This window comes from Pseudomonas lundensis, assembly GCF_002269125.1.
Lineage (GTDB): Bacteria > Pseudomonadota > Gammaproteobacteria > Pseudomonadales > Pseudomonadaceae > Aquipseudomonas > Aquipseudomonas lundensis_A.
The window spans coordinates 53833-76386 of record NZ_NQKI01000025.1 but is presented as its reverse complement, the minus strand read 5'-3'; the positions used below and the strand labels follow the sequence as shown (position 1 = coordinate 76386).

23 protein-coding genes and 2 pseudogenes are annotated in these 22554 nt (G+C 56.0%); 15 read left to right on the top strand and 10 right to left on the bottom strand.

Annotated features, from left to right (window positions below):
* The 3 genes from CJF39_RS23360 to CJF39_RS15820 all read left to right on the top strand — a co-directional run.
* On the top strand, positions 1-77 hold a 77-nt coding region (locus CJF39_RS23360; RefSeq protein ID WP_223820631.1), incomplete at its 5' end, for a hypothetical protein.
* Between the two features lie 248 nt (positions 78-325).
* Positions 326-643: a helix-turn-helix domain-containing protein gene (locus CJF39_RS15825; RefSeq protein ID WP_094994262.1), complete on the top strand. Its 318-nt coding sequence runs from the start codon at positions 326-328 to the stop codon at positions 641-643.
* A gap of 426 nt (positions 644-1069) precedes the next feature.
* Positions 1070-2146, top strand: coding sequence for a diguanylate cyclase (locus CJF39_RS15820; protein ID WP_094994261.1), 1077 nt, complete (start codon positions 1070-1072; stop codon positions 2144-2146).
* Positions 2147-2163: 17 nt separating this feature from the next.
* Here CJF39_RS15820 and CJF39_RS15815 read toward each other — a convergent pair whose 3' ends face one another.
* Positions 2164-2490, bottom strand: a complete 327-nt coding sequence (locus tag CJF39_RS15815) for a DUF2025 family protein (protein ID WP_094994260.1) — start codon at positions 2488-2490, stop codon at positions 2164-2166.
* Positions 2491-2723: 233 nt separating this feature from the next.
* On the opposite strand from CJF39_RS15815, the gene CJF39_RS15810 reads away from it, so the two are divergent.
* The 6 genes from CJF39_RS15810 (at position 2724) to alaC (ending at position 8560) form a co-directional block, all read left to right on the top strand.
* Positions 2724-3851, top strand: a complete 1128-nt coding sequence (locus tag CJF39_RS15810) for a glycerophosphodiester phosphodiesterase (protein ID WP_094994259.1) — start codon at positions 2724-2726, stop codon at positions 3849-3851.
* A 104-nt stretch (positions 3852-3955) separates the two neighbouring features.
* Positions 3956-4261 carry a PepSY domain-containing protein gene (locus CJF39_RS15805; RefSeq protein ID WP_094994258.1) on the top strand — a complete coding sequence of 102 codons (306 nt, stop codon included), beginning with the start codon at positions 3956-3958 and terminating at the stop codon, positions 4259-4261.
* Between the two features lie 158 nt (positions 4262-4419).
* Positions 4420-5607, top strand: a complete 1188-nt coding sequence (locus CJF39_RS15800) for a GAF domain-containing sensor histidine kinase (RefSeq protein ID WP_094994257.1) — start codon at positions 4420-4422, stop codon at positions 5605-5607.
* A 149-nt stretch (positions 5608-5756) separates the two neighbouring features.
* Entirely contained in the window at positions 5757-6548 is a 792-nt protein-coding gene (gene mddA / locus CJF39_RS15795) for a methanethiol S-methyltransferase (protein WP_094994256.1), read from the top strand.
* Between the two features lie 115 nt (positions 6549-6663).
* The gene (locus CJF39_RS15790) at positions 6664-7173 is read left to right on the top strand and encodes a GNAT family N-acetyltransferase (protein ID WP_094994255.1); all 510 of its coding nucleotides are present in this window, start codon (positions 6664-6666) and stop codon (positions 7171-7173) included.
* Between the two features lie 178 nt (positions 7174-7351).
* Positions 7352-8560 carry an alanine transaminase gene (alaC, locus tag CJF39_RS15785; RefSeq protein WP_094994254.1) on the top strand — a complete coding sequence of 403 codons (1209 nt, stop codon included), beginning with the start codon at positions 7352-7354 and terminating at the stop codon, positions 8558-8560.
* A gap of 46 nt (positions 8561-8606) precedes the next feature.
* Here the strand turns inward: alaC and CJF39_RS15780 are convergent, their stop codons facing one another.
* Entirely contained in the window at positions 8607-9959 is a 1353-nt protein-coding gene (locus CJF39_RS15780) for a GntP family permease (RefSeq protein ID WP_094994253.1), read from the bottom strand.
* Positions 9960-10044: 85 nt separating this feature from the next.
* Complete coding sequence (locus tag CJF39_RS15775; protein ID WP_094994252.1) at positions 10045-10578, bottom strand: gluconokinase; 534 nt, start codon at positions 10576-10578, stop codon at positions 10045-10047.
* A 226-nt stretch (positions 10579-10804) separates the two neighbouring features.
* Between CJF39_RS15775 and CJF39_RS15770 the strand changes: the two genes are divergently transcribed.
* Entirely contained in the window at positions 10805-11836 is a 1032-nt protein-coding gene (locus tag CJF39_RS15770) for a LacI family DNA-binding transcriptional regulator (RefSeq protein WP_094994251.1), read from the top strand.
* A gap of 153 nt (positions 11837-11989) precedes the next feature.
* Entirely contained in the window at positions 11990-12451 is a 462-nt protein-coding gene (locus CJF39_RS15765; protein ID WP_094994250.1) for a hypothetical protein, read from the top strand.
* Positions 12452-12533: 82 nt separating this feature from the next.
* Here the strand turns inward: CJF39_RS15765 and CJF39_RS23715 are convergent.
* Both CJF39_RS23715 and CJF39_RS23710 read right to left on the bottom strand, forming a co-directional pair.
* Positions 12534-12965, bottom strand: a pseudogene (locus CJF39_RS23715) (methyl-accepting chemotaxis protein); the annotation flags it as partial.
* Positions 12966-13082: 117 nt separating this feature from the next.
* Positions 13083-13754 (bottom strand): annotated as a pseudogene (locus CJF39_RS23710) (PAS domain-containing protein); the annotation flags it as partial.
* Positions 13755-14146: 392 nt separating this feature from the next.
* Here CJF39_RS23710 and CJF39_RS15755 point away from each other — a divergent pair.
* A complete protein-coding gene (locus CJF39_RS15755; RefSeq protein ID WP_094994248.1) occupies positions 14147-14557 on the top strand; it encodes a GNAT family N-acetyltransferase in 411 nt (136 codons plus the stop codon).
* A 42-nt stretch (positions 14558-14599) separates the two neighbouring features.
* On the opposite strand, the gene def is transcribed toward CJF39_RS15755, so the two are convergent.
* The 3 genes from def to CJF39_RS15740 form a co-directional block, all read right to left on the bottom strand.
* A complete protein-coding gene (gene def / locus CJF39_RS15750; protein ID WP_094994247.1) occupies positions 14600-15139 on the bottom strand; it encodes a peptide deformylase in 540 nt (179 codons plus the stop codon).
* Between the two features lie 2 nt (positions 15140-15141).
* On the bottom strand, positions 15142-16095 hold the full coding sequence (locus CJF39_RS15745) for a YihY/virulence factor BrkB family protein (protein WP_094994246.1): 954 nt from the start codon (positions 16093-16095) through the stop codon (positions 15142-15144).
* Between the two features lie 193 nt (positions 16096-16288).
* Positions 16289-16480 (bottom strand): CsbD family protein, encoded by a 192-nt coding sequence (locus CJF39_RS15740; RefSeq protein WP_047277023.1) that lies wholly within the window; start codon positions 16478-16480, stop codon positions 16289-16291.
* A 200-nt stretch (positions 16481-16680) separates the two neighbouring features.
* Here CJF39_RS15740 and CJF39_RS15735 point away from each other — a divergent pair, with 200 nt between their 5' ends.
* Positions 16681-17061: a hypothetical protein gene (locus CJF39_RS15735; RefSeq protein WP_094994245.1), complete on the top strand. Its 381-nt coding sequence runs from the start codon at positions 16681-16683 to the stop codon at positions 17059-17061.
* 55 nt (positions 17062-17116) lie between these two features.
* Here CJF39_RS15735 and fadD1 read toward each other — a convergent pair whose 3' ends face one another.
* Together fadD1 and fadD2 are read right to left on the bottom strand one after the other, a co-directional pair.
* Positions 17117-18808: a long-chain-fatty-acid--CoA ligase FadD1 gene (gene fadD1 / locus CJF39_RS15730; protein ID WP_094994244.1), complete on the bottom strand. Its 1692-nt coding sequence runs from the start codon at positions 18806-18808 to the stop codon at positions 17117-17119.
* A gap of 350 nt (positions 18809-19158) precedes the next feature.
* Complete coding sequence (gene fadD2 / locus CJF39_RS15725) at positions 19159-20847, bottom strand: long-chain-fatty-acid--CoA ligase FadD2 (protein WP_094994243.1); 1689 nt, start codon at positions 20845-20847, stop codon at positions 19159-19161.
* A gap of 208 nt (positions 20848-21055) precedes the next feature.
* Here fadD2 and CJF39_RS15720 point away from each other — a divergent pair, with 208 nt between their 5' ends.
* Both CJF39_RS15720 and CJF39_RS15715 read left to right on the top strand, forming a co-directional pair.
* Entirely contained in the window at positions 21056-22000 is a 945-nt protein-coding gene (locus tag CJF39_RS15720) for an alpha/beta hydrolase (RefSeq protein WP_094994242.1), read from the top strand.
* A 71-nt stretch (positions 22001-22071) separates the two neighbouring features.
* Positions 22072-22542 carry a MaoC family dehydratase gene (locus CJF39_RS15715; protein ID WP_094994241.1) on the top strand — a complete coding sequence of 157 codons (471 nt, stop codon included), beginning with the start codon at positions 22072-22074 and terminating at the stop codon, positions 22540-22542.
* The last annotated feature ends 12 nt before the right edge of the window (positions 22543-22554 follow it).

Genomic DNA, 22554 nt, shown 5'->3' with positions numbered 1-22554 from the left:
ACTTGAAGAAAGAGAAAAACTTCTTCGAGACTCGCGTGATCGAGTACCAAACGGGCGGCGCACTGAGCTGGGACTGATTCCAGACGTGACAAAACGCTGACTATAAAGGCTGCCCAAGGGCAGCCTTTTTTATGGCCAGGGAATAAGCAACGGGCTATATCGAATTTCTCGACAGATCAGGTCTGTTGCAGACCGGCTCAAATCAAGGGTTAAGCACACTGCGGCTCCGCAGGAACAGATCAAAAAAATGGATTTGTTCAACTTTTGAAATAACTGTATAAAAACACAGTGTTTTCAAACCTAGACTCAGCCCCGGAGAATCCCCATGTCGAACTCAGCGATGCGCACTACGTTTGAGCGAATCGTCCTCAACCAATTCACCCCGTTGCACTGCGCTCAGGCACGCGAAATGCTGGGCTGGAGCTTTGAACGACTGAGCGAAGCGTCCCGAGTTTCGGTAGCGGCCATTAAGCGTTTTGAGTCCGGGGAGCCCGTTCGTGACGTAACCCTGCTGGCCCTGGCTCACCGCCTTGAGGCTGAAGGCCTGGTGTTCTTTCCGGGGTTCGCTCCAGGCAGAGGCGAGAACATTCGCGGCACGACGCCGGACCCGATGGGTCGCAGCGATTACGCAATGATCGAGTAAACACCGGCGGTGTAGATTCAACGCCACGCCAGCCGTCACCCGGCGGGCAGATGCATCCGAGCAAAGGCGTCGTGCCGGCCATGGAAGGCCAGATCCAACGTGGTGGGGTCAGTTGCCAATGACGGCGCCCGGAAACATCTCGGTTGTACCCGTAAAAGGGCCTGGCACCTCCGGCATGCAACGGCCCACCTCAATCGACCAAAACCGATCAAAACCGATCAAAAGGCTCGCGCTGACCCCGATTGCCGCCCCATCGCTGTTTGCTGAGCCCTGCGTCAACATACCGCCACACGGTCAGATTAAATGAGGTCCTTGAGAAACGTTCAGCAGCTACGCTTGAACACAGTTGATCTTAAGTGCATAAAGCACGCGCGGCCTCTATCAAACCCAATTCACGTTGAACGACCTTTTTCTGTAGACCACGCCATGGACCATAAAAGAGGCAAAGGCCTGTCATTCGCCAAACGTATCTACGTGCCACGCATCGTAGGGTTGGGCATTGGCTGTTTCAGCGTGATGGCGACTCTCTATCCACTCGACAGGCCTGCCTGGGTATGGGTATTGCTGCTGTTCAACGGGTTCATATGGCCACACTTGGCCCTGCTGCTCTCGACACGTTCGGCGTATCCGTTTCAGGCCGAGCGCCGCAACATGTTGATCGACTCACTGTGGGGCGGGTTTTGGGCGGCGAGTATGCAGTTCAATCCATTGCCCACGGTTACCATCCTGTCAATGATGACCATGAATAACGTCGCAGCGGGTGGCCAAAAAATGCTGCTTCGTGGCGCGATAGCCCAACTGAGCGGCGTACTGATTTCTTGGTCGTTATTGGGCGCGGCGTTTAACACGACCATCACGCCCCTGCAGATCTACGCCTGCTTGCCCATGCTGACGCTCTACCCGTTCGCGGTGGGCATGGTCTGTTATCGGCTGGCCATCAAGCTGGTCGAACACAAGCGCACCCTCAGTGCACTCAGCCGTACCGACAGCCTGACTGGACTTTTAAACCACGGCTCCTGGAAAGACCTTCTAAAGCTCAGCTTTGAGCAGTGTCGGCAAAATAACGCACGTGCGACGCTGGCCTTGATTGATATCGACCATTTCAAGGGCATCAATGACACCTACGGGCATATCGTCGGCGACAGCGTACTGCGCCAGTTCAGTAAGCAATTGAAGGACAACTTGAGGGCTGAGGACTTGGCGGGGCGTTACGGCGGGGACGAGTTTTGCGTCATTCTCCCCGACCGCAACCTGGAGCAGGCGCAAGACATTATGGAGCGGCTGCGACAGGTCTTCTGCAATGACCTGCATAACAATGACCCGGCGTTGCGCGTCAGCTTGAGCATCGGGCTGGCGTCATACCGCGCCGAATTCAACGATGCCTCCCTATGGCTTGGCGAAGCCGACAAAGCGCTGTATATCGCCAAAAATACCGGCCGCAACAAAATCAGCATTGCTGCGGCCGATGTGTTTCCGGAACCCGCATTGCGCAACCCCGGATAAACACGCGCCCCGCCAACCTAAGGGGTAACGCAACGTCGTACGGCACTGATTTCAGGAACATCCTGCCTGCGCATGTACACACGCAACGGCTCGGTGATGTTCAGCCGATCATCGATATTTTGATCCAGCAGCAACTGAACCAGCTCGCGCTTGAGTGTCATGGTGTCGGCATTGCCGGCTTGCCATACAAATTCGCTGGTGGGGGTGATGTTGTCGTCAGCAACGTCCATCCCGAAGGAATCTTCACTAAAACGGACAATGTACTGCCCTGTCTTACGATTGAAACCAACGAAGCCGTTAAGTTGATCGGCGGCTTGGCAGATCAGTTCTGAAGTGATGCGCATGGTAAACCTCACTTATGAGCACTAAAAGCTCTAGGACGATGGTTTACACGCAAGGATAAAGGCTTGCTCCCTCTGCTGGGGACGCTGCTGCGCGCCAGAATACTGCAGAACACACCTTTAAAGCGCTGCAAATTGAACCTCACGTACATTTATGTCGGGTTCTCGATAGCCCTCACGGCTGTCAGTTGTTAAAAAGACGCCCTTAATTTTACTGACCGAAAGGAACTCACCCCATGCCGGATATGTTTGGCAAAAGCGCCCTGCTCCTCAGCCTGCTGCTGGGCATGAGCGGCGCAAACGCCGCCAGCCCGTCTGACACTGCTCAAGCGGAGCTGGCCAAGGCTCAGGGCATCCCGCGTCCGGCAGTTATTGCCCATCGTGGCGCCTCATTCGACGCTCCTGAGTCAACGGCCGCGGCGTATACCGTTGCCCGCGACCTAGGTGCCGATTACCTGGAAATGGATGTACAGCGCAGTAAAGACGGTGTGTTGTTTGCTTTGCATGACAACAGCCTGTTGCGTACCACCGACGTCGCTAAAAAATTCCCGGACCGCAAGGACAGCCCTGCCAACGCCTTCACCATGGCCGAGCTAAAAACCCTGGATGCGGGCAGTTGGTTCAACGCAGCCTATCCTGAGCGCGCTCGAGCGTCTTATAAGGGGCTGCAAATCCTTACCTTGGATGAAATCATCGACATCGCCGAGGCCAACCCGCAGCACAAACCCGGCCTGTACATCGAAACCAAGGAGCCCAAGCAGTTCCCGGGCCTTGAACATGACCTTAAAAATGCCCTGAGCAAGCGCGGCTGGCTGCAACCTGTCACCACGCTCAGCGGCGAACCTCAAACGGGTCAGGGCAAAGGCCGCGTGATCCTGCAAACGTTTGAAAAAAGCAGCCTTGAACTGCTGCAAAAAGAAATGCCCGACACCCCGAAAATATTGCTGCTGTGGGTGGGTGAAGGCGCAATGGCGCCCAACTCCGAGGTGAGTTTTGCTGATTCGGGCGAGAAAGATAAAGCGGCCTACTACGCCAAACTGCAACCCAAAGATAAAGCCGAGTTCATACACTGGCTGGACGTTGCCAAAGCCCACGGCGCCATTGGAACAGGGCCGTCGGCAGCGCTGGTGGCCGGTGGCGATCAGAGCTACTTTGACCTCGTGCAGCCTTGGATGAACAAGGCGACGCACGACAAAGGCATGTTGGTGCATGTGTACACCCTCGATGAACCCACCGACTTCAACAATCTCATGCAGGCAGGCGTAGACGGCATCTTTACCAACCGCGCCTCTGCGCTGCTGAAGTTCTATCAACGCCCCGCCCCCTTCACGGTCAATCAATTGTTGGAAAAGAACGGTTACTGATTGATGTGTCGCCTTCATCAGCCTCAGGGCAAAAATTAAGGGTGAGTTAAGTTGCGGCGTTTAATCTGGTCCCACTTAAACAGCTCACCCAAGAGGGATTAAACATGAAAGCACTTAACGTACTGTTTGCTACGGCCGCCCTGACACTGACTGCGGGCCTGGCTCAAGCCGATGTTCGTCCGGACCTTATTCCCGAGATGCTCAAAAAGGGTGACATCAGCTCTTTTGAGAAGCTCAATGCCAAAGCACTGGAGCTGCATCCGGACGCTACTATTGTTGATACTGAACTTGATAAGACATACGGCAAATTTGTGTACGAAGTTGAAATGCGCGACGCCAAAGGCATTAAGTGGGATGTAGAGCTGGACGCAAAAACAGTTGACGTATTGAAGGACAAACAAGACACCTGAGTTGTAGCGTTAATAAACAGCCGCGCCCTTTCATATAAGAGGCGCGGCTTTTTTATGTCCTCGGCAACGCTATTTAATAAAAAACCTACTCTGTTGTAGCGCATAAGCGAGTACTCGCTAAAATTGCCTCTACCCCCGCTCAACCGAGACCCCGATCCATGGTGCAAGGCGTAGATACTGACATCGCAACGATCAATCGCATCAGTGCGGTCCCGGCCATGTTGCAAGTCATCAGTGAAATGACCGGCATGCGATTCGCGGCCATCGCCCGCGTGACATCCACTCGCTGGACGGCCTGTGCCGTGCTCGACAAGCTCGGTTTCGGGTTAGAAACCGGCGGCGAACTGGATTTGACCACCACCTTGTGCTTCGAAAGCATGGGATCGCATCAGCCGATCATCATCGACCACGTCAGCCTCGACCCGCACTATTGCGACTACCAAACACCCAAAATGTATCGCTTCGAAAGTTACATCACGATTCCGGTGTTCCGCACCGATGGCAGCTTTTTCGGCACAATTTGCGCACTGGATCCGGAGCCCGCGCAACTCAAAAGCAGCACGATCCAGGCCACCATGGAGTCGTTCGCGCGACTGATTTCGTTGCAAATGGACGCCGAAGAAAACCAGCAGCGCACCGAATCCGCCTTGCTACTGGAGCGTGAAACCGCCGAATTGCGCGAACAATTTATTGCCGTGCTGGGCCATGACTTGCGTAACCCATTGTTCGCCATTACCACTGCCGCCGAACGACTCTTACGTAAATACCCCAACCCGGTATCCGATCACCTGGTGCAGCATATTCTGACCAGTGGCCGCCGCGCTGCACGCCTGGTTGAAGACGTACTGGACTTCGCACGGGGTCGCCTGGGGGCAGGCATCCCGCTCATGCTGCACGAATCTGCCGACCTCAATGACGTCTTCACGCATGTGATCTCGGAAGTCCAGAGTGTGCACCCGCAACGCCTGATTCAGGCTGACATCGGCTCTATTGATGGCGTGTATTGTGACAGCGGACGCCTGTCGCAATTGCTCTCCAATCTGCTGTCCAATGCCATCCACCATGGCGCAACGGATGGCGTGGTGGAAGTACAGGCGCAGGTACATGAAAACGTGTTTACCCTGACCGTGACCAATCAGGGCAATCCCATTGCACCTCACGTACAAGCGCAATTGTTTCAGCCCTACTCACGCCCTGCCAACGACACCCCGCAAGCCGGCCTCGGGCTGGGACTGTACATTGCCAGCCAGATTGCCCAATCCCACGGCGGCCGCCTAGAAGTCGATTCAAGTGCGGCACATGGCACTGTGTTTTCCTTCCATTTGCCCTTGCGGGCCAAACAGTGAGTGCTCAGGCATCACTGCATTTGAAGGGCTGAACCTAGACGAGACCTCTTTTCGACACGACCAGCGGCACGTCGGGGTGTCTACGTTGGGCTATGGTTGACACACTTATCGCGCTAATAGCGATACGCCATGCTCGAAAGGAGTCGATCATGCATAGCCACACTCGCCTCAAACCTTCCCTCCTCACACTGGCCGGTCGACTGTCCGGTTTGGCATACAGCCTGGTCAGCTACGTATTTTTCCTTCTTGTCTTTATTTACCTCATGGGATTTATTGCCACGATCGGGGTGCCCAAAGGCATCGATACTGGCATCAGCGCACTGAGCTGGCCGTGGGCGATCGCGATGGATGTGCTGCTGATCACGTTGTTTGCGGTACAACACAGCGGCATGGCGCGCAACAGATTCAAGACCTGGTGGCTCAGGTATGTACCTGCGCCAATCGAGCGGGCGACTTACGTCCTGTTCACCAGCCTTGTGTTGGCGCTGATGTACTGGCTATGGCAACCCGTCAGCATCACGGTCTGGGACATTCAGTCACCGCTCGCCACGCTCCTGCTCACGGGCGCTTACTGGTTGGGCTGGATCGTCGTGCTGGTCGCCACTTTCCTGATCAGTCACTTTGAATTGTTCGGTATCAAACAAGCACTCGACAGCGTCAAACAATCCCCGCCGTCCGACGTGTCTTTCAAAACGCCGCTGCTTTACAAACTGGTGCGGCACCCCATGTATTTCGGGTTACTGCTGGCCTTTTGGGCCACACCGCACATGAGCGTAGGCCGATTGGTCTTCGCCGTGACCTGTACGCTGTACATCGTCATCGGCACCCGTCTTGAGGAAAAGGACCTCGTGGCGTTGTTCGGTGACCATTACCGGCGCTACCAACAACGCATCGGCATGCTGATCCCGTTTGCAGGACGCAAAAAATCTCACGATCACTGAACACACAAAAACCTGTATTTGCAGCAGGGATCAGTAGACACTGGCGCACTGTTTTAACGCTCTCAGGGCAGATGTTGCCTGTGAGCCATCCCAGCGCGCCACGACAGACCTCACCATGCTCAACCGCTTGTGCACGTACGAAGACCTGTCGGCAGACCAACGCCTGCAACTGCTCAAGATTCAGGTTCACCCGGAGCAACTACCTTTCTGCGGCGACATTGAATGCGCCCTGTACTCCCTTCCGGCGTCGCCGCATGCCGCAATCAAGGGGTTTGTGCTACTCGCTGATGAAAGCCCGGTGGCGTTTTTGCTGCTCAAGCGGACCCCGTTCCTGGCGCACTGGGCCGCACCGCAGAGCGCCACCCTGCATGCATTTCAGGTCGACAAACGTTTTCAGGGCCAAGGGCTCGGCAAGACCTGTCTCCACCTGCTTGCACAGCAACTCCCTCAGCACTGGCCCGAGATCACTCACATAATGCTCTCGGTCAGCCCGTCCAACACGACGGCCATAAACCTTTACAAACGCCAGGGGTGGATTGAGGGTGGCGAGGCGTACCAAGGCGAGCGGCGCTTGATACGCGCGCTGCAAAACACCGGACTGACTCGCCCAACTCACGTGAAGTGAGCAAAGCACTTCGCGGTCAGCTAAGAGAACCCATACAGAATCAACCCGTTTTTGGCCAAAAACACCCGCTCACTGTATCTAGACAAAGTGCCAGCATCGCCCTTATTGTTTCGCCCTGACCACCGCAGTGGTCAACGTCGCTCGGACGGTTCCGGGCGCTTACGTATCAGAGGCCAACATGGCAGACCAAGGTTCGCCGCGCCGCTTTGCGCGCATCGATCGACTCCCCCCGTACGTGTTCAACATCACCGCAGAGCTGAAAATGGCTGCGCGGCGCCGTGGCGAAGACATTATCGACTTCAGCATGGGCAACCCCGACGGTCCGACACCACCGCATATCGTTGAAAAACTCTGCACGGTGGCACAACGCGAAGACACCCACGGCTACTCCACTTCACGCGGTATCCCGCGCCTGCGTCGGGCTATATCCCGCTGGTACGCCGACCGCTATAACGTCGAAATAGACCCCGAAGAAGAAGCCATTGTTACCATCGGCTCGAAAGAAGGCCTCGCCCATTTGATGCTGGCCACGCTGGATCAGGGCGACACTGTGCTCGTGCCAAACCCCAGCTATCCGATCCACATCTACGGTGCCGTGATTGCTGGCGCTCAAGTACGGTCAGTGCCTTTGATACCCGGCGTAGACTTTTTTGCCGAGCTGGAAAAAGCCATCCGCGGATCAATTCCCAAACCAAAAATGATGATTCTGGGGTTCCCGTCCAACCCCACCGCGCAGTGCGTTGAACTGGACTTCTTCGAGCGCGTGGTTGCGCTGGCCAAACAATATGATGTGCTGGTAGTGCACGACCTGGCCTACGCCGACATCGTGTACGACGGCTGGAAAGCCCCGTCCATCATGCAAGTGCCGGGGGCAAAAGACATCGCCGTGGAATTTTTCACCCTGTCAAAAAGCTACAACATGGCAGGTTGGCGCATCGGCTTCATGATGGGTAATCCCGAGTTGGTCAGCGCGCTGGCGCGCATCAAGAGTTACCACGACTACGGCACCTTCACACCGTTGCAAGTCGCCGCCATTGCCGCCCTGGAAGGCGATCAACAATGCGTAAAAGACATTGCCGAGCAGTATCGCCAGCGCCGTAATGTGCTGGTCAAAGGGCTGCATGAGCTGGGCTGGATGGTGGAAAACCCGAAAGCGTCCATGTATGTATGGGCAAAGATCCCTGAGGCCTACGCGCAGATGGGATCGCTGGAGTTTGCCAAGAAACTGCTGGCGGACGCCAAAGTCTGCGTCTCACCGGGTGTAGGGTTTGGTGAATATGGCGATGACCATGTGCGTTTTGCACTGATCGAAAATCAGGACCGAATCCGTCAGGCTGTGCGCGGTATTCGCGCTATGTTCCGTGCAGATGGCGTGAGCGCCAGCTGAAATAACCTGCCGGAGCGAACGCGTTCGCTCCGGCAGGGCCGGGGCTTCAGACCACCAGCGACAGCAGCAGAATGAAGATCAAACCGACGACCGACAGAATGGTTTCCATCGCGGTCCAGGTTTTGAATGTTTCAGCCACGGTCATGTTGAAGTACTGCTTGACCAGCCAGAACCCCGCATCGTTTACATGGGACAGGATCAACGAACCTGCACCCGTGGCCAGCACCAACAATTCGCGGTTCACGCCCGGGATCAAGTCCACCACTGGCAGCACAATGCCTGCCCCGGTAATGGTTGCAACGGTCGCAGAACCTGTCGCGATCCGAATCACCGCCGCCACCAGCCACGCCAGAAGAATCGGTGATATTTGCGCATTCACCGCCATGTGACCGATCACATCGCCCACACCGCTGGCCACCAGCATTTGCTTGAAACCACCGCCGGCACCAATGATCAAAATGATGGCCGCAGTCGGCGCCAGGCTTGCGTCCAGCAATTTGAGGATGCGCTTGGAGTCGATGCCCTGACGCGCTCCAAAGGTGTACAGCGACAGCAGCAGTGCCAGCAACAACGCAGTGATCGGGTGACCGATCATGTCCATCCAGCCCCGGAAAAAGTTGCCGTCAGGCAGTGCCACGTCGGCAAATGTCTTGAGCAACATCAAGAACACCGGCAATAGCACGGTGGTCAGGGTGATGCCAAAACTCGGCAAGCTACTGGACTCAGGCTCGCTGGCCAGTTGATCCACCAGTTCCTGCGACGGGTTGCCGGGAATGTATTTCGAGATAAAAGTGCCGTAAATCGGCCCCGCGATGATGGCCGTTGGCAAAGCCACGATCAGGCCATAAAGGATGGTCTTGCCGATGTCCGCGCCGAACACGCCAATGGCCAGCAGCGGCCCCGGATGCGGTGGCACCAGGCCATGCACGGCCGACAAACCGGCCAGCAACGGAATGCCGATTTTGATCAGCGACACCCCTGTGCGACGCGCCACGATAAACACCAACGGGATCAGCAGAACAAAACCGATCTCGAAGAACAGCGGAATGCCCACCAGAAACGCCGCGAACATCATCGCCCACTGCACACGCTCTTTACCGAACGCACGAATCAGGGTGCGGGCGATTTGATCGGCCCCGCCGGAGTCAGCCATCATTTTGCCGAGCATGGTGCCAAGCGCGAGGATGATGCCCACAAAGCCCAGCACGCCACCAAAACCGTCCTGGAAGGATTTGATGATCTTGTCTGTCGGCATGCCCGAGGTCAGGCCGAGAAACGCCGATGCAATGATCAAGGCGATAAACGGGTGCAACTTGAACCGGGTGATCAACACGATCAGCCCGATGATGGTAATGACCGCGTCAAGCAGTAGAAAGGTGTTCTGGGACATGCCTAGCATGGGGCGTCTCCTGGCTTGTTTTTGTTATCTGGCGCGGATGTGCAACCGGGGCTGATGCGGATAGCGCTGTCTTTTTTAAGCGAAATCATGGGGTTGTCTGCAACGAATGTTCACGCCACCAATCGCGGGCCTTGGTCGCCAGCTCATCGATGTCATGGGTGCCAGCGTTAAGCGTTAAGACCAACGGTTCATTGACCGGCGATTCAAGGGTCGCGAACTGGCTGTCAATCAGGGTTTTTGGCATGAAATGCCCAGGGCGATGAGCCACCCGGTCGGCCGCCACTTCGGGCGTCAGCTCTAGAAACACAAACCCCAAGCCGTCGACTGCGTTGCGCAAACGATCGCGGTAACGCAACTTCAGCGCCGAACAGGTCAATACCGGGCGCTGGCCCCGTTCAATCGCACGCTGCAACTCGTTTGCCAGGCTGGCAAGCCATCCGGCACGGTCGTCATCGGTCAGGGGAATACCGGCACTCATCTTGGCAATATTGGCCGCGGGGTGGAACGCGTCACCCTCAATCGGGGTCGCGCCATTGAGCTGGCACAACGCCTGGCTCACGCTGGATTTGCCGCAGCCAGCGACACCCATAATGACCAGGGCAGTGATAGGTTGACTCATGAAACACCTCAGTCCGTAGACAGCGCTGTCTTTGTCCGTGCGTTCAATAGTTGAAAGCAAAGCACAAAGCCGGGGCTACCGACGTCTATTTCTCATTTTTGTGGGGAGACGCGGTGACGCTCTCGACATACAAAGCTGGGGTAACCGGAGTGCCGACAATCAGGCAATTGCGGGCATCCGTGGACAGCGCTACCTTAGTGGCTTGTTTTTTGTTTGGCAAGCCGCGATGACCTCCGTCAAAAACGATAAAAATACCCGCACAACGGGCCGCCCGACCCTCAATGAAGTCGCCCGACTGGCAGGCGTCAGCCCCATTACAGCCTCGCGCGCGCTGCGCGGCATCAGCAGTGTGGCCACCGAACTGGCCGAAAAAGTGCGCCAGGCCGCTGCCGATCTGAACTACGTGGTCAATCCCGCCGCCCGCGCCTTGGCCTCGGCTCAGAGCCATTCTGTAGTGGTTTTGGTGCCGTCATTGTCCAACCTGCTGTTTATCGACACCCTCGAAGCCATCCATTCGGTATTGCGACCCAAGGGCTTTGAAGTGTTGATCGGCAACTTCCATTACTCGCGTGATGAAGAAGAAGACTTGCTGCGTAACTACATGGCGTACCAGCCGCGTGGCCTGCTGCTCACCGGGTTCGATCGCTCTGAAAGTTCACGGCGCATGATCGAATCCAGCAATGTGCCTTGCGTGTACATGATGGAACTGGACGCAGGCGCCGGCCTGAACTGCGTAGGGTTCTCCCAGTTGAAAGCTGGCGAGACCGCCGCGCACCATTTGATATCCAGCGGTCGTAAACACCTGGCGTATATCGGTGCGCAACTCGACCAGCGAACCTTGCTGCGCGGTGAAGGTTATCGGCGCGCCCTGCAAACAGTCGGTCTCTACAACCCCGATCTTGAGGTGCTGACACCCCGCCCTTCATCCGTGGGTTTGGGTGGCGAATTATTCCTGCAATTGATGGCCGCGCACCCGCATGTGGATGCCATTTTCTTCGGCAATGACGACCTTGCCCACGGCGCCTTGCTGGAAGCGGCGCGCTTCGGCATCAAAATCCCTGAGCAAATCGCCATTCTGGGGTTCAACGACCTGCCCTCCTCCGAGTTTATGGTGCCGCGGCTGAGTAGCATTCGTACGCCTCGCGAAGCCATTGGCCGTCGTGCGGCGGAACAAATGCTGACCCTGATGGCGGGTAATCAGGTCGCCAATCCTGTGCAAGACATGGGATTTGAATTGATGGTGCGCGAAAGCAGTTAATCCCGATGTGGCCCCAAAGCGGCAGGCGGGCGGCAAGTTTTGTCCGCCTCGCCTTGCCATTGCTGGCCAAGCCCCGCGTATTACGAGGGTTAGCGGGCCCGGCATGCTAATTGCTCGTGGAGTGACTATCTACGATTTGAACAGGGCTCACTCATGCTGATTACTGCGCAAACTACCTCGACGCTACTGAAAACTCAGCGCCCGGACCTAGACCCTGTCACTGGGGCTGCCAGCGCCCTGTACAGCGGCCAATTGCAAAACAGCCAGCCACTGACCAATATTCAGGCCACACCGACTTCAGCAGCCGGGAATGCTCAAGCTGATAACGTCAACGCCGCCTTCGCCAAAACCCGCGTGCTGTTGCAAGCCAGCGTGCCTGAAGCCGCCGCCCAAGGGACCGCAGCTGAAGCGTTCAAGGAGTACATGGATAAGCCCGTGGCGCAGCGGATTCGTGAACAGTTCCTGAAGGAAATGGGCTTGACTGAGGACGACGTGAAAGCCATGCCGCCTGAGAAACAGCAGGCAATCAACGATAAAATCAGCGATTTGCTGAAACAGAAAGAGGCCGTCAAACAGGCTGAAATTGCCCTGCAGAAACAGGAAAGTCAGGTCTGACGCGACCGTCCATCCAGGTGCCGGCAGTCTGTCAGCCCGATCGCAGCTTCGCACCCGACCGTGTCAGGTGCGGCACGCTTCCTTAGTGCAACTGCAACGTGGAGTTGAACTGGCTGATGGCGTCCACCACGTGCCTGGAGCCTTGCTGAATTTCCAGAATCGCCACACCGGCCTCATTGGCCAATTCAACGCCCAGTCCTGTCCGACTCAAACTCGATTGCATGCTGTTCACGGCATTGAGGGACAGGTCATGGTTCTTGCGCACCACTTCGACAATTTCCACCGTCGCCGCACTCGTGCGCGCGGCCAGGCTTCGAACTTCATCGGCCACCACAGCAAAACCCCGTCCGTGCTCCCCGGCCCGTGCAGCTTCAATGGCTGCGTTGAGCGCAAGCAAGTTGGTCTGATCGGCAATGCCGCGAATCGTTTGCACAATCTTGCCAATGATGTCGGATTGCTTGCTCACGGCATCGATGCTTTGGGCCGCCTCGTTGAGATCCCGAGAAATGGCCTCGATGATTTGCACGGTTTGCTGAACCACTTGAGAGCCTTTTTGCGCACTCGCATCGTTTTGCACCGAGGTGGCATGGGCGGATTCCGCTGCCGTTTGCAGATTGGTCACTTGTGCGGTGATATCACTGGCGAACTTCACCACTTTGTATAAACGGCCCTTGGCATCAAAAATCGGGTTGTACGAGGCTTCCAGGAACACGGTACGGCCATATTTATCGACCCGCTCAAACCGCCGCGAGTGGACCTCGCCACGGTTGAGCGAGACCCAAAACGCTTTGTATTGCGCAGACTCACGCTCAATGGGTGTGCAAAACATGCCATGGTGCTGGCCCACGATCTCAGCCAACGAATAATGCATGGTGTTGAGAAAGTTCTGGTTGGCATTGATCACACGGCCATCCGGCGAAAATTCAATGAGCGCCATCGAGCGGCTCAACGCGTTGACGATGCTTTCGTTCTCATGTTCGGTGTGGATACGGTCGGTGATGTCCGATGCCACCTTGATCACACTGCTGACCTGCTTGTCGGCGCCGATAATGGGCATGTAACTGGCTTCCAGCCACACCTCGCGGCCCGATTTGTCGAGCCGCAAATAGGTGCCGCTCATGGCTTCGCCATCGCCTAAGTCACGCCAGAAGCGTGCGTATTCTTCGGTTCGGGTGTAAGGCTCTTCGCAAAAGAGTCGGTGATGTTTGCCACGAAGCTCGTCGACGGGGTAACCCATAACCCGACAAAAATTGTCATTCGCATCAAGAATGGTGCCATCGGGCGCAAACTCGATAATGGCCATGGAGCGGCTGATGGCCATAACTTTGGCCTTCATTTCGCTGAGGGAACAGTTCAGGCGTTGATTTTCAAGCAGGTCGGCTTTGCGGTGTAAATCAAACATGGCTCAATCCCTGGAGATGTTGTCATTGATAATTCAAAGGTTTCAAGACACAACTAACCACCTGCGTACCTGGCTCATGACCTTAGAACCAAACGCATCTCGGGGAGTTAAGCATTGAGCATTCGGGCCCCGTGTTTAATGAGCCTAGCCAGCCCACAAAGGCGTGCAAGCCAATGGCTATCAGAATGCGAAAAAACGCTCACTTCGAAAAAAGATAACAAATGGACGATGTGCACGGTGCCAGGGCTCGATGTATATACTGGCGGCCGCCTTCAGCCACCGATCAGCGCCTTATGACTGCCCTTGCTTACACCCTGCTTGATGCGCCCTTGTGGCCATTGATGAACAAGTTTTACCGCAGCCATCAGTCGTCGATGAAGGCCGTCAAAGACGCGCAATTGTGGGTGGCGCGCCATGAAGAAATCATCGCCGGTCTGTGCTTGAGGCCTGTGGCGGACGGTTTTTGGTTGACCGGCTTGTTCGTGGCGCCCGAGTCGCGCAGACAAGGCGTCGCCGCAGCGCTGATTGACCGAGCGGTAACAGCGTGCGGCGGACCTGTATGGTTGTTTTGCGAGCCCGGATTGCAGGGCTTTTATGAAGGGGTGGGTTTTTCGCTAGAAACGCGGTTGCCCGCTGCTCTGCATGAACGGCTGGTTCGTTATCAACGCAGTAAAGCGATGATCGCACTGGGTATAGGTTCATAGTCGCCGTCGAAGACAGACACGGCGACTACCGGTGTACGACGTTTATTCCAGGGTGCCAGGTTCCAGCTCGGGGAATAACACGTCGATAAAACCAAACTTACTGAAATCCCTGATCCGCGACGGATACAGGCGGCCGATCAGGTGATCGCACTCGTGCTGCACCACCCGTGCGTGGAAACCTTCAGCTTCGCGCACCACGGGTTCGCCCTTGGGCGTAAAGCCTTCATAGCGAATGCGCTGGTAACGCTCAACCGCGCCCCGTAAACCCGGCACCGACAAGCACCCCTCCCAATCCTCGTCAACAACCGGGCTCAACGGCGTAATCAGCGGGTTGATCAGAATGGTTTGCGGCACCGCTTCAGCATCCGGATACCGCTCACTGTGCTCAAACCCGAAAATCACCAATTGCAGATCTACCCCGATCTGCGGCGCAGCCAGGCCGACGCCGCCAGCATGTTCCATGGTCTGCAACATATCATCGATCAATTGCCACAACTCGGGCGAGTCGAACATGTCATCTGGCACTGGTTTAGCCACACGTAGCAGACGTTCATCGCCCATTTTCAAAATTTCACGAATCATAGTCAGGCTTCATCAGAAGTGGAGGTAAGGGAATGGTCGCGACCAAGGCCGGAGACATGCTGCTTGGGATTGGGATCGTCCGCTTCATCAAACGTCTTCTCCCCGGGGTCCTTGCCTTCGGCGGACATGTGTTCGATCACCGCGTTCATTTCGGCGCCCAGCAACAACACCGCTGCCGAGATGTAGAAGTACAACAACAACACGATGATTGCCCCGATGCTGCCGTACATGGCGTTGTAGTCAGCGAAGGTCTTGACGTAGAAAGCAAACCCCAACGAAGCGGCGATCCACACCACCACGGCCAATACCGAGCCCGGCGTAATGAAACGAAACTTCTGCTCTACATCGGGCATCACGTAATACATCACCGCCACGGCCACCATCATCAGCAGCACAATCACCGGCCAGCGCAAGATCGTCCACAGCGTGACGACAAATTCTTCAAGACCGACCTGCCCCGCCAGCCAGCTCATCACCTGCGGGCCCAGCACCATCAAGGCAGCGGCGGCCAGTAACATGCCCGCAAGACCGATGGTGTAAAAAATCGAGAGCGGTAAACGCTTCCAGATAGGACGCCCTTCCACCACGTCGTAGGCCGCATTCATGGCGCTCATCATCAGGCGCACACCGGCCGAGGCAGTCCACAAGGCAATCACGATACCCACCGAGAGCAACCCGCCTTTGGACTGTTGCAACTGGTCGATCACCGGATTGACCTGTTCCAGCGCCTGTGGCGGCAGGACCAGTTCCGATTGCAGGCGCAGCCAACTGAAGAAGTCCGGCAGGTGCAAAAAACCGATCAACGCGATCAGAAACAGAATGAACGGGAACAATGAAAACAACATTTGATAGGCCAACGCAGAGGCGTACGTCGACATCTCATCGTCAATGAATTCCTTGACCGTACGGATCAATACTTTGCCCAACGGCAGGCCATTCAAGACCGGAAATAACATAGCGTCTCCTTTCGCCGCTCAATGAGAGGGTTTACAAGCCATACAACGACTTTAGCTGAGGGGTTTTACCTCAAAGTAGTCGAGTTGGCGACTTTGGAAACATGTCCGCGCCCAAGGTGTAAAAACGGCCATCACAGGATGGCCGTCATTTGTTTCTTCAGGCAAATCAATTGCCCACAGGATTCAGCGCCGTTCAGGCTTTGTCGACGGTCTTTTTAACCGCGTCTTTGGCCTTGCCGACCGCCTGCTGACCTTCGCCCTTCACTTCTTGGGCTTTGCCTTCTGCGCGCAGCTTGTCGTTGTCAGTGGCTTTACCAACCGTTTGTTTGACATTGCCTACTGCTTCGTTCGCCATGCCTTTGATCTTATCGCCAGTGCTGCTCATGGGATTTCTCCTAGTGAAATTTCGGATGTCATTAACTCGACAATAGGATTGACCCGAGGCTTTACAGAGGAGTTTCATTTATTTTCTGTGAGTCATTTCATCGCCCGACGCAGGTTGGGCTTTATGTTTGCCCGCGAACCCCCGAGAATGCGCGACGTATTCAGGCTCAGGCGCTGAAGATCCAGAAAGACAGGAAGGTTATGAAACTCGATAAAAAGCAGGCCATTGCCCGCAGAAACCAGGCACTTGGCGGTGCAGTGATCGGCGTCAACAACGGTCACTTCGCCTCACTCAACACCAACAAAAATATTTGGTGGTTCGACATCCCGCTGGCCCGCCTGGCCATTGGTCAGTACGAATGGGTGCACCTGCTGCTGCACACCCCAAGCACCGATGAACTTCTGCACGTGAAAGTGACCACGGCGTTTCTGCGCGAGAAGCGCGAAGGCATGGTGGTACGTGCGACCCACAAGCGCACGCCGACCATGAGCCTGGAGCTGAGCGCTGATAAGGATTCGTTTTTGCAGGACGTACGCCCGACCGGCACCGGTGTGAACTTCGCCCAGTTCTTGCAGAAGTAGCCCGCTGCAGAAACGACAAAGCCCCGCATTGCGGGGCTTTGTCGTATTCGGGCAGTTACTTTTTCAGGCCCAGCTTTTTCAGCTCTTCGTCACGTAACTCGCGACGCAGGATTTTGCCCACGTTGGTGGTAGGCAATGAGTCCCGGAACTCAACGATCTTCGGCGCCTTGTAAGCCGTCAGGTTGGCACGCATATGCGCCATGACTTGCTCCTTGGTCAGCGTCATGCCCGGCTTGACCACGATGAAAACTTTGATCAGCTCTCCGGTTTTCTCGTCAGGAATCCCGATGGCCGCCGATTGCAGCACGCCCGGCAGCGAGGCCATCACGTCTTCCAGCTCGTTCGGGTACACATTGAAACCCGAAACCAGGATCATGTCTTTCTTGCGATCGACAATGCGCATGTAGCCGTCCGGCTGAATGACCGCAATGTCACCCGACTTCAACCAGCCATCGCTGTCCATGATTTCGTCGGTTGCGTCTGGACGCTCCCAATAGCCTTTCATGACCTGCGGGCCCTTGATGCAGAGCTCGCCCACTTCGCCCAACGGCAGCTCTTCGCCCGCATCGTTGATGACTTTGCACAGGGTCGATGGCACCGGAATACCGATGGTGCCGACCTGGATGTTCTGAATCGGGTTGACCGACGCCACCGGGCTGGTTTCCGTCATGCCGTAGCCTTCGCAAATCGGGCAGCCAGTCACAGCCTTCCAGCGTTCAGCCACGGACAACTGTAAGGCCATGCCGCCGGACAACGTAACTTTGAGCGCAGAGAAATCCAGCTTGCGGAACGCTTCACTGTTGCACAGGGCCACGAACAATGTGTTCAGACCCACGAAGCCGCTGAACTTCCATTTCGACAGTTCTTTGACCATGGCCGGCAGGTCACGCGGGTTGCTGATCAGCACGTTATGGTTACCGATCAGCATCATCGCCATGCAGTGAAAGGTGAACGCATAGATGTGGTACAGCGGCAATGGCGTGATGAGGATTTCGCAGCCCTCATTGAGGTTGGAGCCCATTAGCGCCTTGCACTGCAACATGTTGGCGATCAGGTTGCGATGGGTCAGCATCGCCCCCTTGGCCACGCCTGTGGTGCCACCGGTGTATTGCAAGACGGCCACATCGCTGCTCAGCGGGTTGGCGTCCTTGACCGGTTGGCCGTGGCCTTTGCGCAGAACATCGTTGAACTTGATGGCCGAGGGCAAGTGATAGGCCGGCACCATCTTTTTCACGTACTTGATGACGCTGTTGATCAGTACGCGCTTGAACGGTGACAGCAGGTCGGCCACTTCGGTGATCAATACGTATTTGACGGACGTTTGAGGCACGACTTTTTCGGCCAGGTGCGCCATGTTCGCCAGACACACAAGCGCCTTGGCGCCCGAGTCATTGAATTGGTGTTCCATTTCCCGCGCGGTGTACAGCGGGTTGGTGTTGACCACAATCAAGCCGGCGCGGATGGCTCCGAACACAGCGATGGGGTATTGCAGCAGGTTAGGCAATTGAACAGCGATTCGATCGCCGGGTTGCAGGTCAGTGTGCTGTTGCAAATAGGCCGCAAAGGCACCCGACAATTCGTACAGTTCACCGTAGGTGATGGTTTTGCCAAGGTTGCTGAACGCCGGTTTGTCAGCGAAGCGTTGGCAAGATTGTTTCAGTACCGTCTGGATATTTGGATATTCGTCCGGATTGATTTCGGCAGCAATCCCGGCTGGGTACTTATCCTTCCAAAAGCCTTCAAACATGGAAGCCCACTCCTCAGCGACGCGAATTCTTCACCGCATTTGATGCGGTTATTATTTGTTTGATTTTTATAATTGATAACTCTGGCTTTTTACTTACCGAGAAGTCACAAAGCGCGCCGAGAGTAGCAGCTTTGCCAAAGGCCGCCTAGAGCCAAAAATGGGCTCCAAAGTCACCAACCTGACTGTAGGACAATCCTAAGTCATCATTAGAATATAAACTCTATAACGTCCAAAACCCTTCTGCGCCGGGCCTTTCAGCGCGACAAACAGGTATTGGATGCATGAATGAGGACGAATAAAAACGCCCGTTTACTTTCCATAAACGGGCGTTTGTCGCCTCCTTGAACGAATCAGGCGATATCACGTAACTCGCGGCGCAAAATCTTGCCTACCGGGGACATGGGCAATGCGTCGCGTACGACGATTTGTTTTGGGACTTTATAACCGGTGAAATTGTCTTTGCAGTACGCCTTAAGTTCTTCAACGGTGATGCCGCCCGCACGCGCCACCACAAACAATTTGACTGCCTCGCCCGTGCGCTCGTCCGGCACGCCGATGACTGCACAGTTCGCCACTTGAGGGTGGGCCATGACGACGTCTTCGATTTCATTGGGGTACACATTGAAACCGGAGACGATAATCAGGTCTTTTTTGCGGTCCACAATCCGCACAAAACCGTCGGGATCAATCACGGCCACATCGCCGGTCTTGAACCAGCCTTCCGCGTCCAGCACCTCAGCAGTCGCCTGCGGATTCTGCCAGTAACCCTTCATCACCTGCGGGCCCTTGACGCACAACTCACCGCGCTCTCCAAGGCCAAGATCGACGCCGTCATCGCTGATGACTTTCATCGCTGTGCCCGGCACTGGCGTACCGACAGTGCCGAGCCGTGCCAATGAGCCACACGGGTTGGCGCTGGCCACCGGTGATGTTTCCGTCAAACCATAACCCTCGACGATGCGGCAACCGGTGAGTTTCTCCCAGCGCTCGGCCGTGGCCTTGACCAATGCCGTACCGCCGGAGTTGGTGACTTTTAGCCCCGAGAAATCCAGCGCCTTGAAGTCCGGGTGATCCATCAACGCCACGAACAGCGTGTTGAGCCCCAAAAACGCCGTGAAACGCCAGTTATTGAGCTCTTTGACAAAGCCCTTGATGTCGCGGGGATTTGTGATCAGCACGTTGTGGTTGCCCGTCACCATCATGCACATGCAATTGGCGGTGAACGCGTAGATATGGTAGAGCGGCAACGGCGCGATCATGATTTCACGGCCATCGCGAAGGATCGACTGGCCTTGCGCGTCGTGCTGGGACAGGCACCCGCGAACTTGCAGCATGTTGGCAACCAGGTTGCCGTGGGTGAGCATCGCGCCCTTGGGTAAACCGGTGGTGCCGCCGGTGTATTGCAGCACGGCAATATCGTCGAGGGTCGCGCTCAGGGATTGAAGGGGCTGGCCCGCACCACGCTGCAAAACGGTTTTGAACGAAATTGCCTGCGGCACGCTATAGGGCGGTACGAGCTTTTTGACCTTGTCGACCACCAGGTTGGTCACCCAGCCCTTAACGACGGGCATCATGTCGCCCATTTTTGCTTCAATCAGGTAATCGATTTCGGTGTCTTGAAGGACTTCCTGCACCCGCTTGCCGAACATGTTCAAGTACACCAGCGCACGAATGCCGGCGCTCTGGAACTGATGACGCATTTCACGGGAGGTGTACAGCGGGTTGGTGTTGACCACTACCAGACCTGCCCGCAGCGCACCAAACACGGCAATCGGGTATTGCAAGATATTGGGCATTTGCACCGCGATGCGGTCGCCCGGCTTAAGGTCGGTGTGCTGCTGCAAATAACCGGCAAAGGCCGCACTGTAACGCTCAAGCTCGGCATAGGTGAGGGTCACGCCCAGATTGCTGAAGGCGGGCCGGTCGGCGAATTTCTTGCAGGAGCGTTCAAACACATCCACGACCGACGAAAAGGCCGTCATATCGATGTCCAGCGGTACACCGGCGGGACGTTTGTCATTCCAGAAATCAGGTTGCATTGTTTTTATCCTCTTACCTGAGCGAGTCTGGCCGCCTCTTTCATGCACTAAAAAGCGGAACCTGCGGACGTTAACAGTTCTCAAGTAGTAGGCAAATACAGCGATCTTCGCCATTTACATCTTGAATTGTTTTGCTGCAAGCAGGCTGTTAAGTGGCCAGCACGCAAATGCGCTATACACTGCTACGACTCGCGAGGAAGGACTCACCATGACCACGGACAGTTTTTGGCTGGATGCAAACGACCGCACCGGTCTTTTCGTCAATCGCTGGCTGCCCACTGGCGCAGCCAAAGCCATTGTGTTGCTGGCCCATGGCATGGCAGAACATGGCGGGCGCTACGCACGCCTCGGCCGCGCCCTGTGCGACGCCGGTTTTGGCCTGTATGTTCACGATCAGCGCGGCCACGGCAAGACCGCTGAAGGCGGCACGCCGGGCTATTTTGCCGATCACGATGGCTGGTGCGCAGTGGTCAGCGACGTGGCAAGCCTGCAACAGCACATTAACCAGGCGCATCCTGGCATCCCTGTGTTTTTGCTGGGGCACAGCATGGGCAGCTACATTGCCCAGTCCTATTTAGTGCACCACAGCGCCAGCCTGCACGGCGCGATCCTCAGTGCATCGAACTTTCAGCCAGTCATGCTTTACCGTGCTGCCAGCCTGATTGCCCATGTTGAACGCTGCCGTCAGGGACCCAAGGGGCGCAGTGCGCTGATCGAATGGCTGTCGTTCGGTTCGTTCAACAAAGCCTTCACACCCAATCGCACCCGCTATGACTGGCTCAGCCGTGACCCTGCCGAGGTCGATGCCTATGCGGCAGACCCGCTGTGCGGGTTTCGCTGTACCAATCAACTCTGGATCGATCTGCTGGACGGCTTACAGCAAATCAGCAAACCCGCGAACCTGTCACAGATCGACGCGAGCCTGCCAATACTGGTCATCGGCGGAGAATGTGATCCGGTCAGTGCAGGCAAGCGTCTCACTGACCTGGCCAATGCATTACGCCAATCGGGCAATCCGTCTGTGCAACTGAAGGTGTACCCGCAGGCGCGGCACGAACTGTTTAATGAAACCAACCGCGACGCGGTGATGGACGACGTCATTGCCTGGCTGGAAGAGGCGCTGAGCTGCCCGCGGCCCGTTCGCAGCGAATGAACACCATTTATTTAAAAAGCCTTTAAAATCAAACACTTGAAATTAAATACCCGGCACAGGACATGCGCTAGATGACTCAGGTTACCAACACCCCGTACGAAGCTCTCGAAGTCGGCCAGACGGCCAGCTACAGCAAGACTGTGGAAGAGCGTGACATTCAACTGTTTGCGGCCATGTCCGGCGACCACAACCCGGTCCACCTTGACCCCGAGTTCGCCGCCGCCACCATGTTCAAGGAACGCATTGCGCACGGCATGTTCAGCGGAGCGCTGATCAGCGCAGCGGTCGCCTGCGAGTTACCCGGCCCAGGTACCATCTATATCGGCCAGCAAATGAGCTTCCAAAAACCGGTAAAAATTGGCGACACCCTCACCGTTCGCCTGGAAATTCTGGAAAAACTGCCGAAGTTTCGCGTCCGTATTGCTACCCGCGTATTCAACCAGCGCGACGAACTGGTGGTGGACGGTGAGGCAGAAATCCTCGCCCCACGTAAACAACAGACCGTCACCCTGCCGACATTGCCAACGATCAGCATTGGTTAAATGACGCGCACA

Coding starts and splice junctions, on each gene's coding strand:
- CJF39_RS15820 (WP_094994261.1), top strand. CDS start 1,070: ATGGACCATAAAAGAGGCAAAGGCCTGTCATTCGCCAAACGTATCTAC.
- CJF39_RS15815 (WP_094994260.1), bottom strand. CDS start 2,490: ATGCGCATCACTTCAGAACTGATCTGCCAAGCCGCCGATCAACTTAAC.
- CJF39_RS15755 (WP_094994248.1), top strand. CDS start 14,147: ATGACTGCCCTTGCTTACACCCTGCTTGATGCGCCCTTGTGGCCATTG.
- CJF39_RS15780 (WP_094994253.1), bottom strand. CDS start 9,959: ATGCTAGGCATGTCCCAGAACACCTTTCTACTGCTTGACGCGGTCATT.
- CJF39_RS15765 (WP_094994250.1), top strand. CDS start 11,990: ATGCTGATTACTGCGCAAACTACCTCGACGCTACTGAAAACTCAGCGC.
- CJF39_RS15800 (WP_094994257.1), top strand. CDS start 4,420: ATGGTGCAAGGCGTAGATACTGACATCGCAACGATCAATCGCATCAGT.
- alaC (WP_094994254.1), top strand. CDS start 7,352: ATGGCAGACCAAGGTTCGCCGCGCCGCTTTGCGCGCATCGATCGACTC.
- CJF39_RS15715 (WP_094994241.1), top strand. CDS start 22,072: ATGACTCAGGTTACCAACACCCCGTACGAAGCTCTCGAAGTCGGCCAG.
- fadD1 (WP_094994244.1), bottom strand. CDS start 18,808: ATGTTTGAAGGCTTTTGGAAGGATAAGTACCCAGCCGGGATTGCTGCC.
- mddA (WP_094994256.1), top strand. CDS start 5,757: ATGCATAGCCACACTCGCCTCAAACCTTCCCTCCTCACACTGGCCGGT.
- def (WP_094994247.1), bottom strand. CDS start 15,139: ATGATTCGTGAAATTTTGAAAATGGGCGATGAACGTCTGCTACGTGTG.
- CJF39_RS15805 (WP_094994258.1), top strand. CDS start 3,956: ATGAAAGCACTTAACGTACTGTTTGCTACGGCCGCCCTGACACTGACT.
- CJF39_RS15770 (WP_094994251.1), top strand. CDS start 10,805: ATGACCTCCGTCAAAAACGATAAAAATACCCGCACAACGGGCCGCCCG.
- CJF39_RS15745 (WP_094994246.1), bottom strand. CDS start 16,095: ATGTTATTTCCGGTCTTGAATGGCCTGCCGTTGGGCAAAGTATTGATC.
- CJF39_RS15740 (WP_047277023.1), bottom strand. CDS start 16,480: ATGAGCAGCACTGGCGATAAGATCAAAGGCATGGCGAACGAAGCAGTA.
- CJF39_RS15735 (WP_094994245.1), top strand. CDS start 16,681: ATGAAACTCGATAAAAAGCAGGCCATTGCCCGCAGAAACCAGGCACTT.
- CJF39_RS15720 (WP_094994242.1), top strand. CDS start 21,056: ATGACCACGGACAGTTTTTGGCTGGATGCAAACGACCGCACCGGTCTT.
- CJF39_RS15790 (WP_094994255.1), top strand. CDS start 6,664: ATGCTCAACCGCTTGTGCACGTACGAAGACCTGTCGGCAGACCAACGC.
- CJF39_RS15810 (WP_094994259.1), top strand. CDS start 2,724: ATGCCGGATATGTTTGGCAAAAGCGCCCTGCTCCTCAGCCTGCTGCTG.
- fadD2 (WP_094994243.1), bottom strand. CDS start 20,847: ATGCAACCTGATTTCTGGAATGACAAACGTCCCGCCGGTGTACCGCTG.
- CJF39_RS15775 (WP_094994252.1), bottom strand. CDS start 10,578: ATGAGTCAACCTATCACTGCCCTGGTCATTATGGGTGTCGCTGGCTGC.
- CJF39_RS15825 (WP_094994262.1), top strand. CDS start 326: ATGTCGAACTCAGCGATGCGCACTACGTTTGAGCGAATCGTCCTCAAC.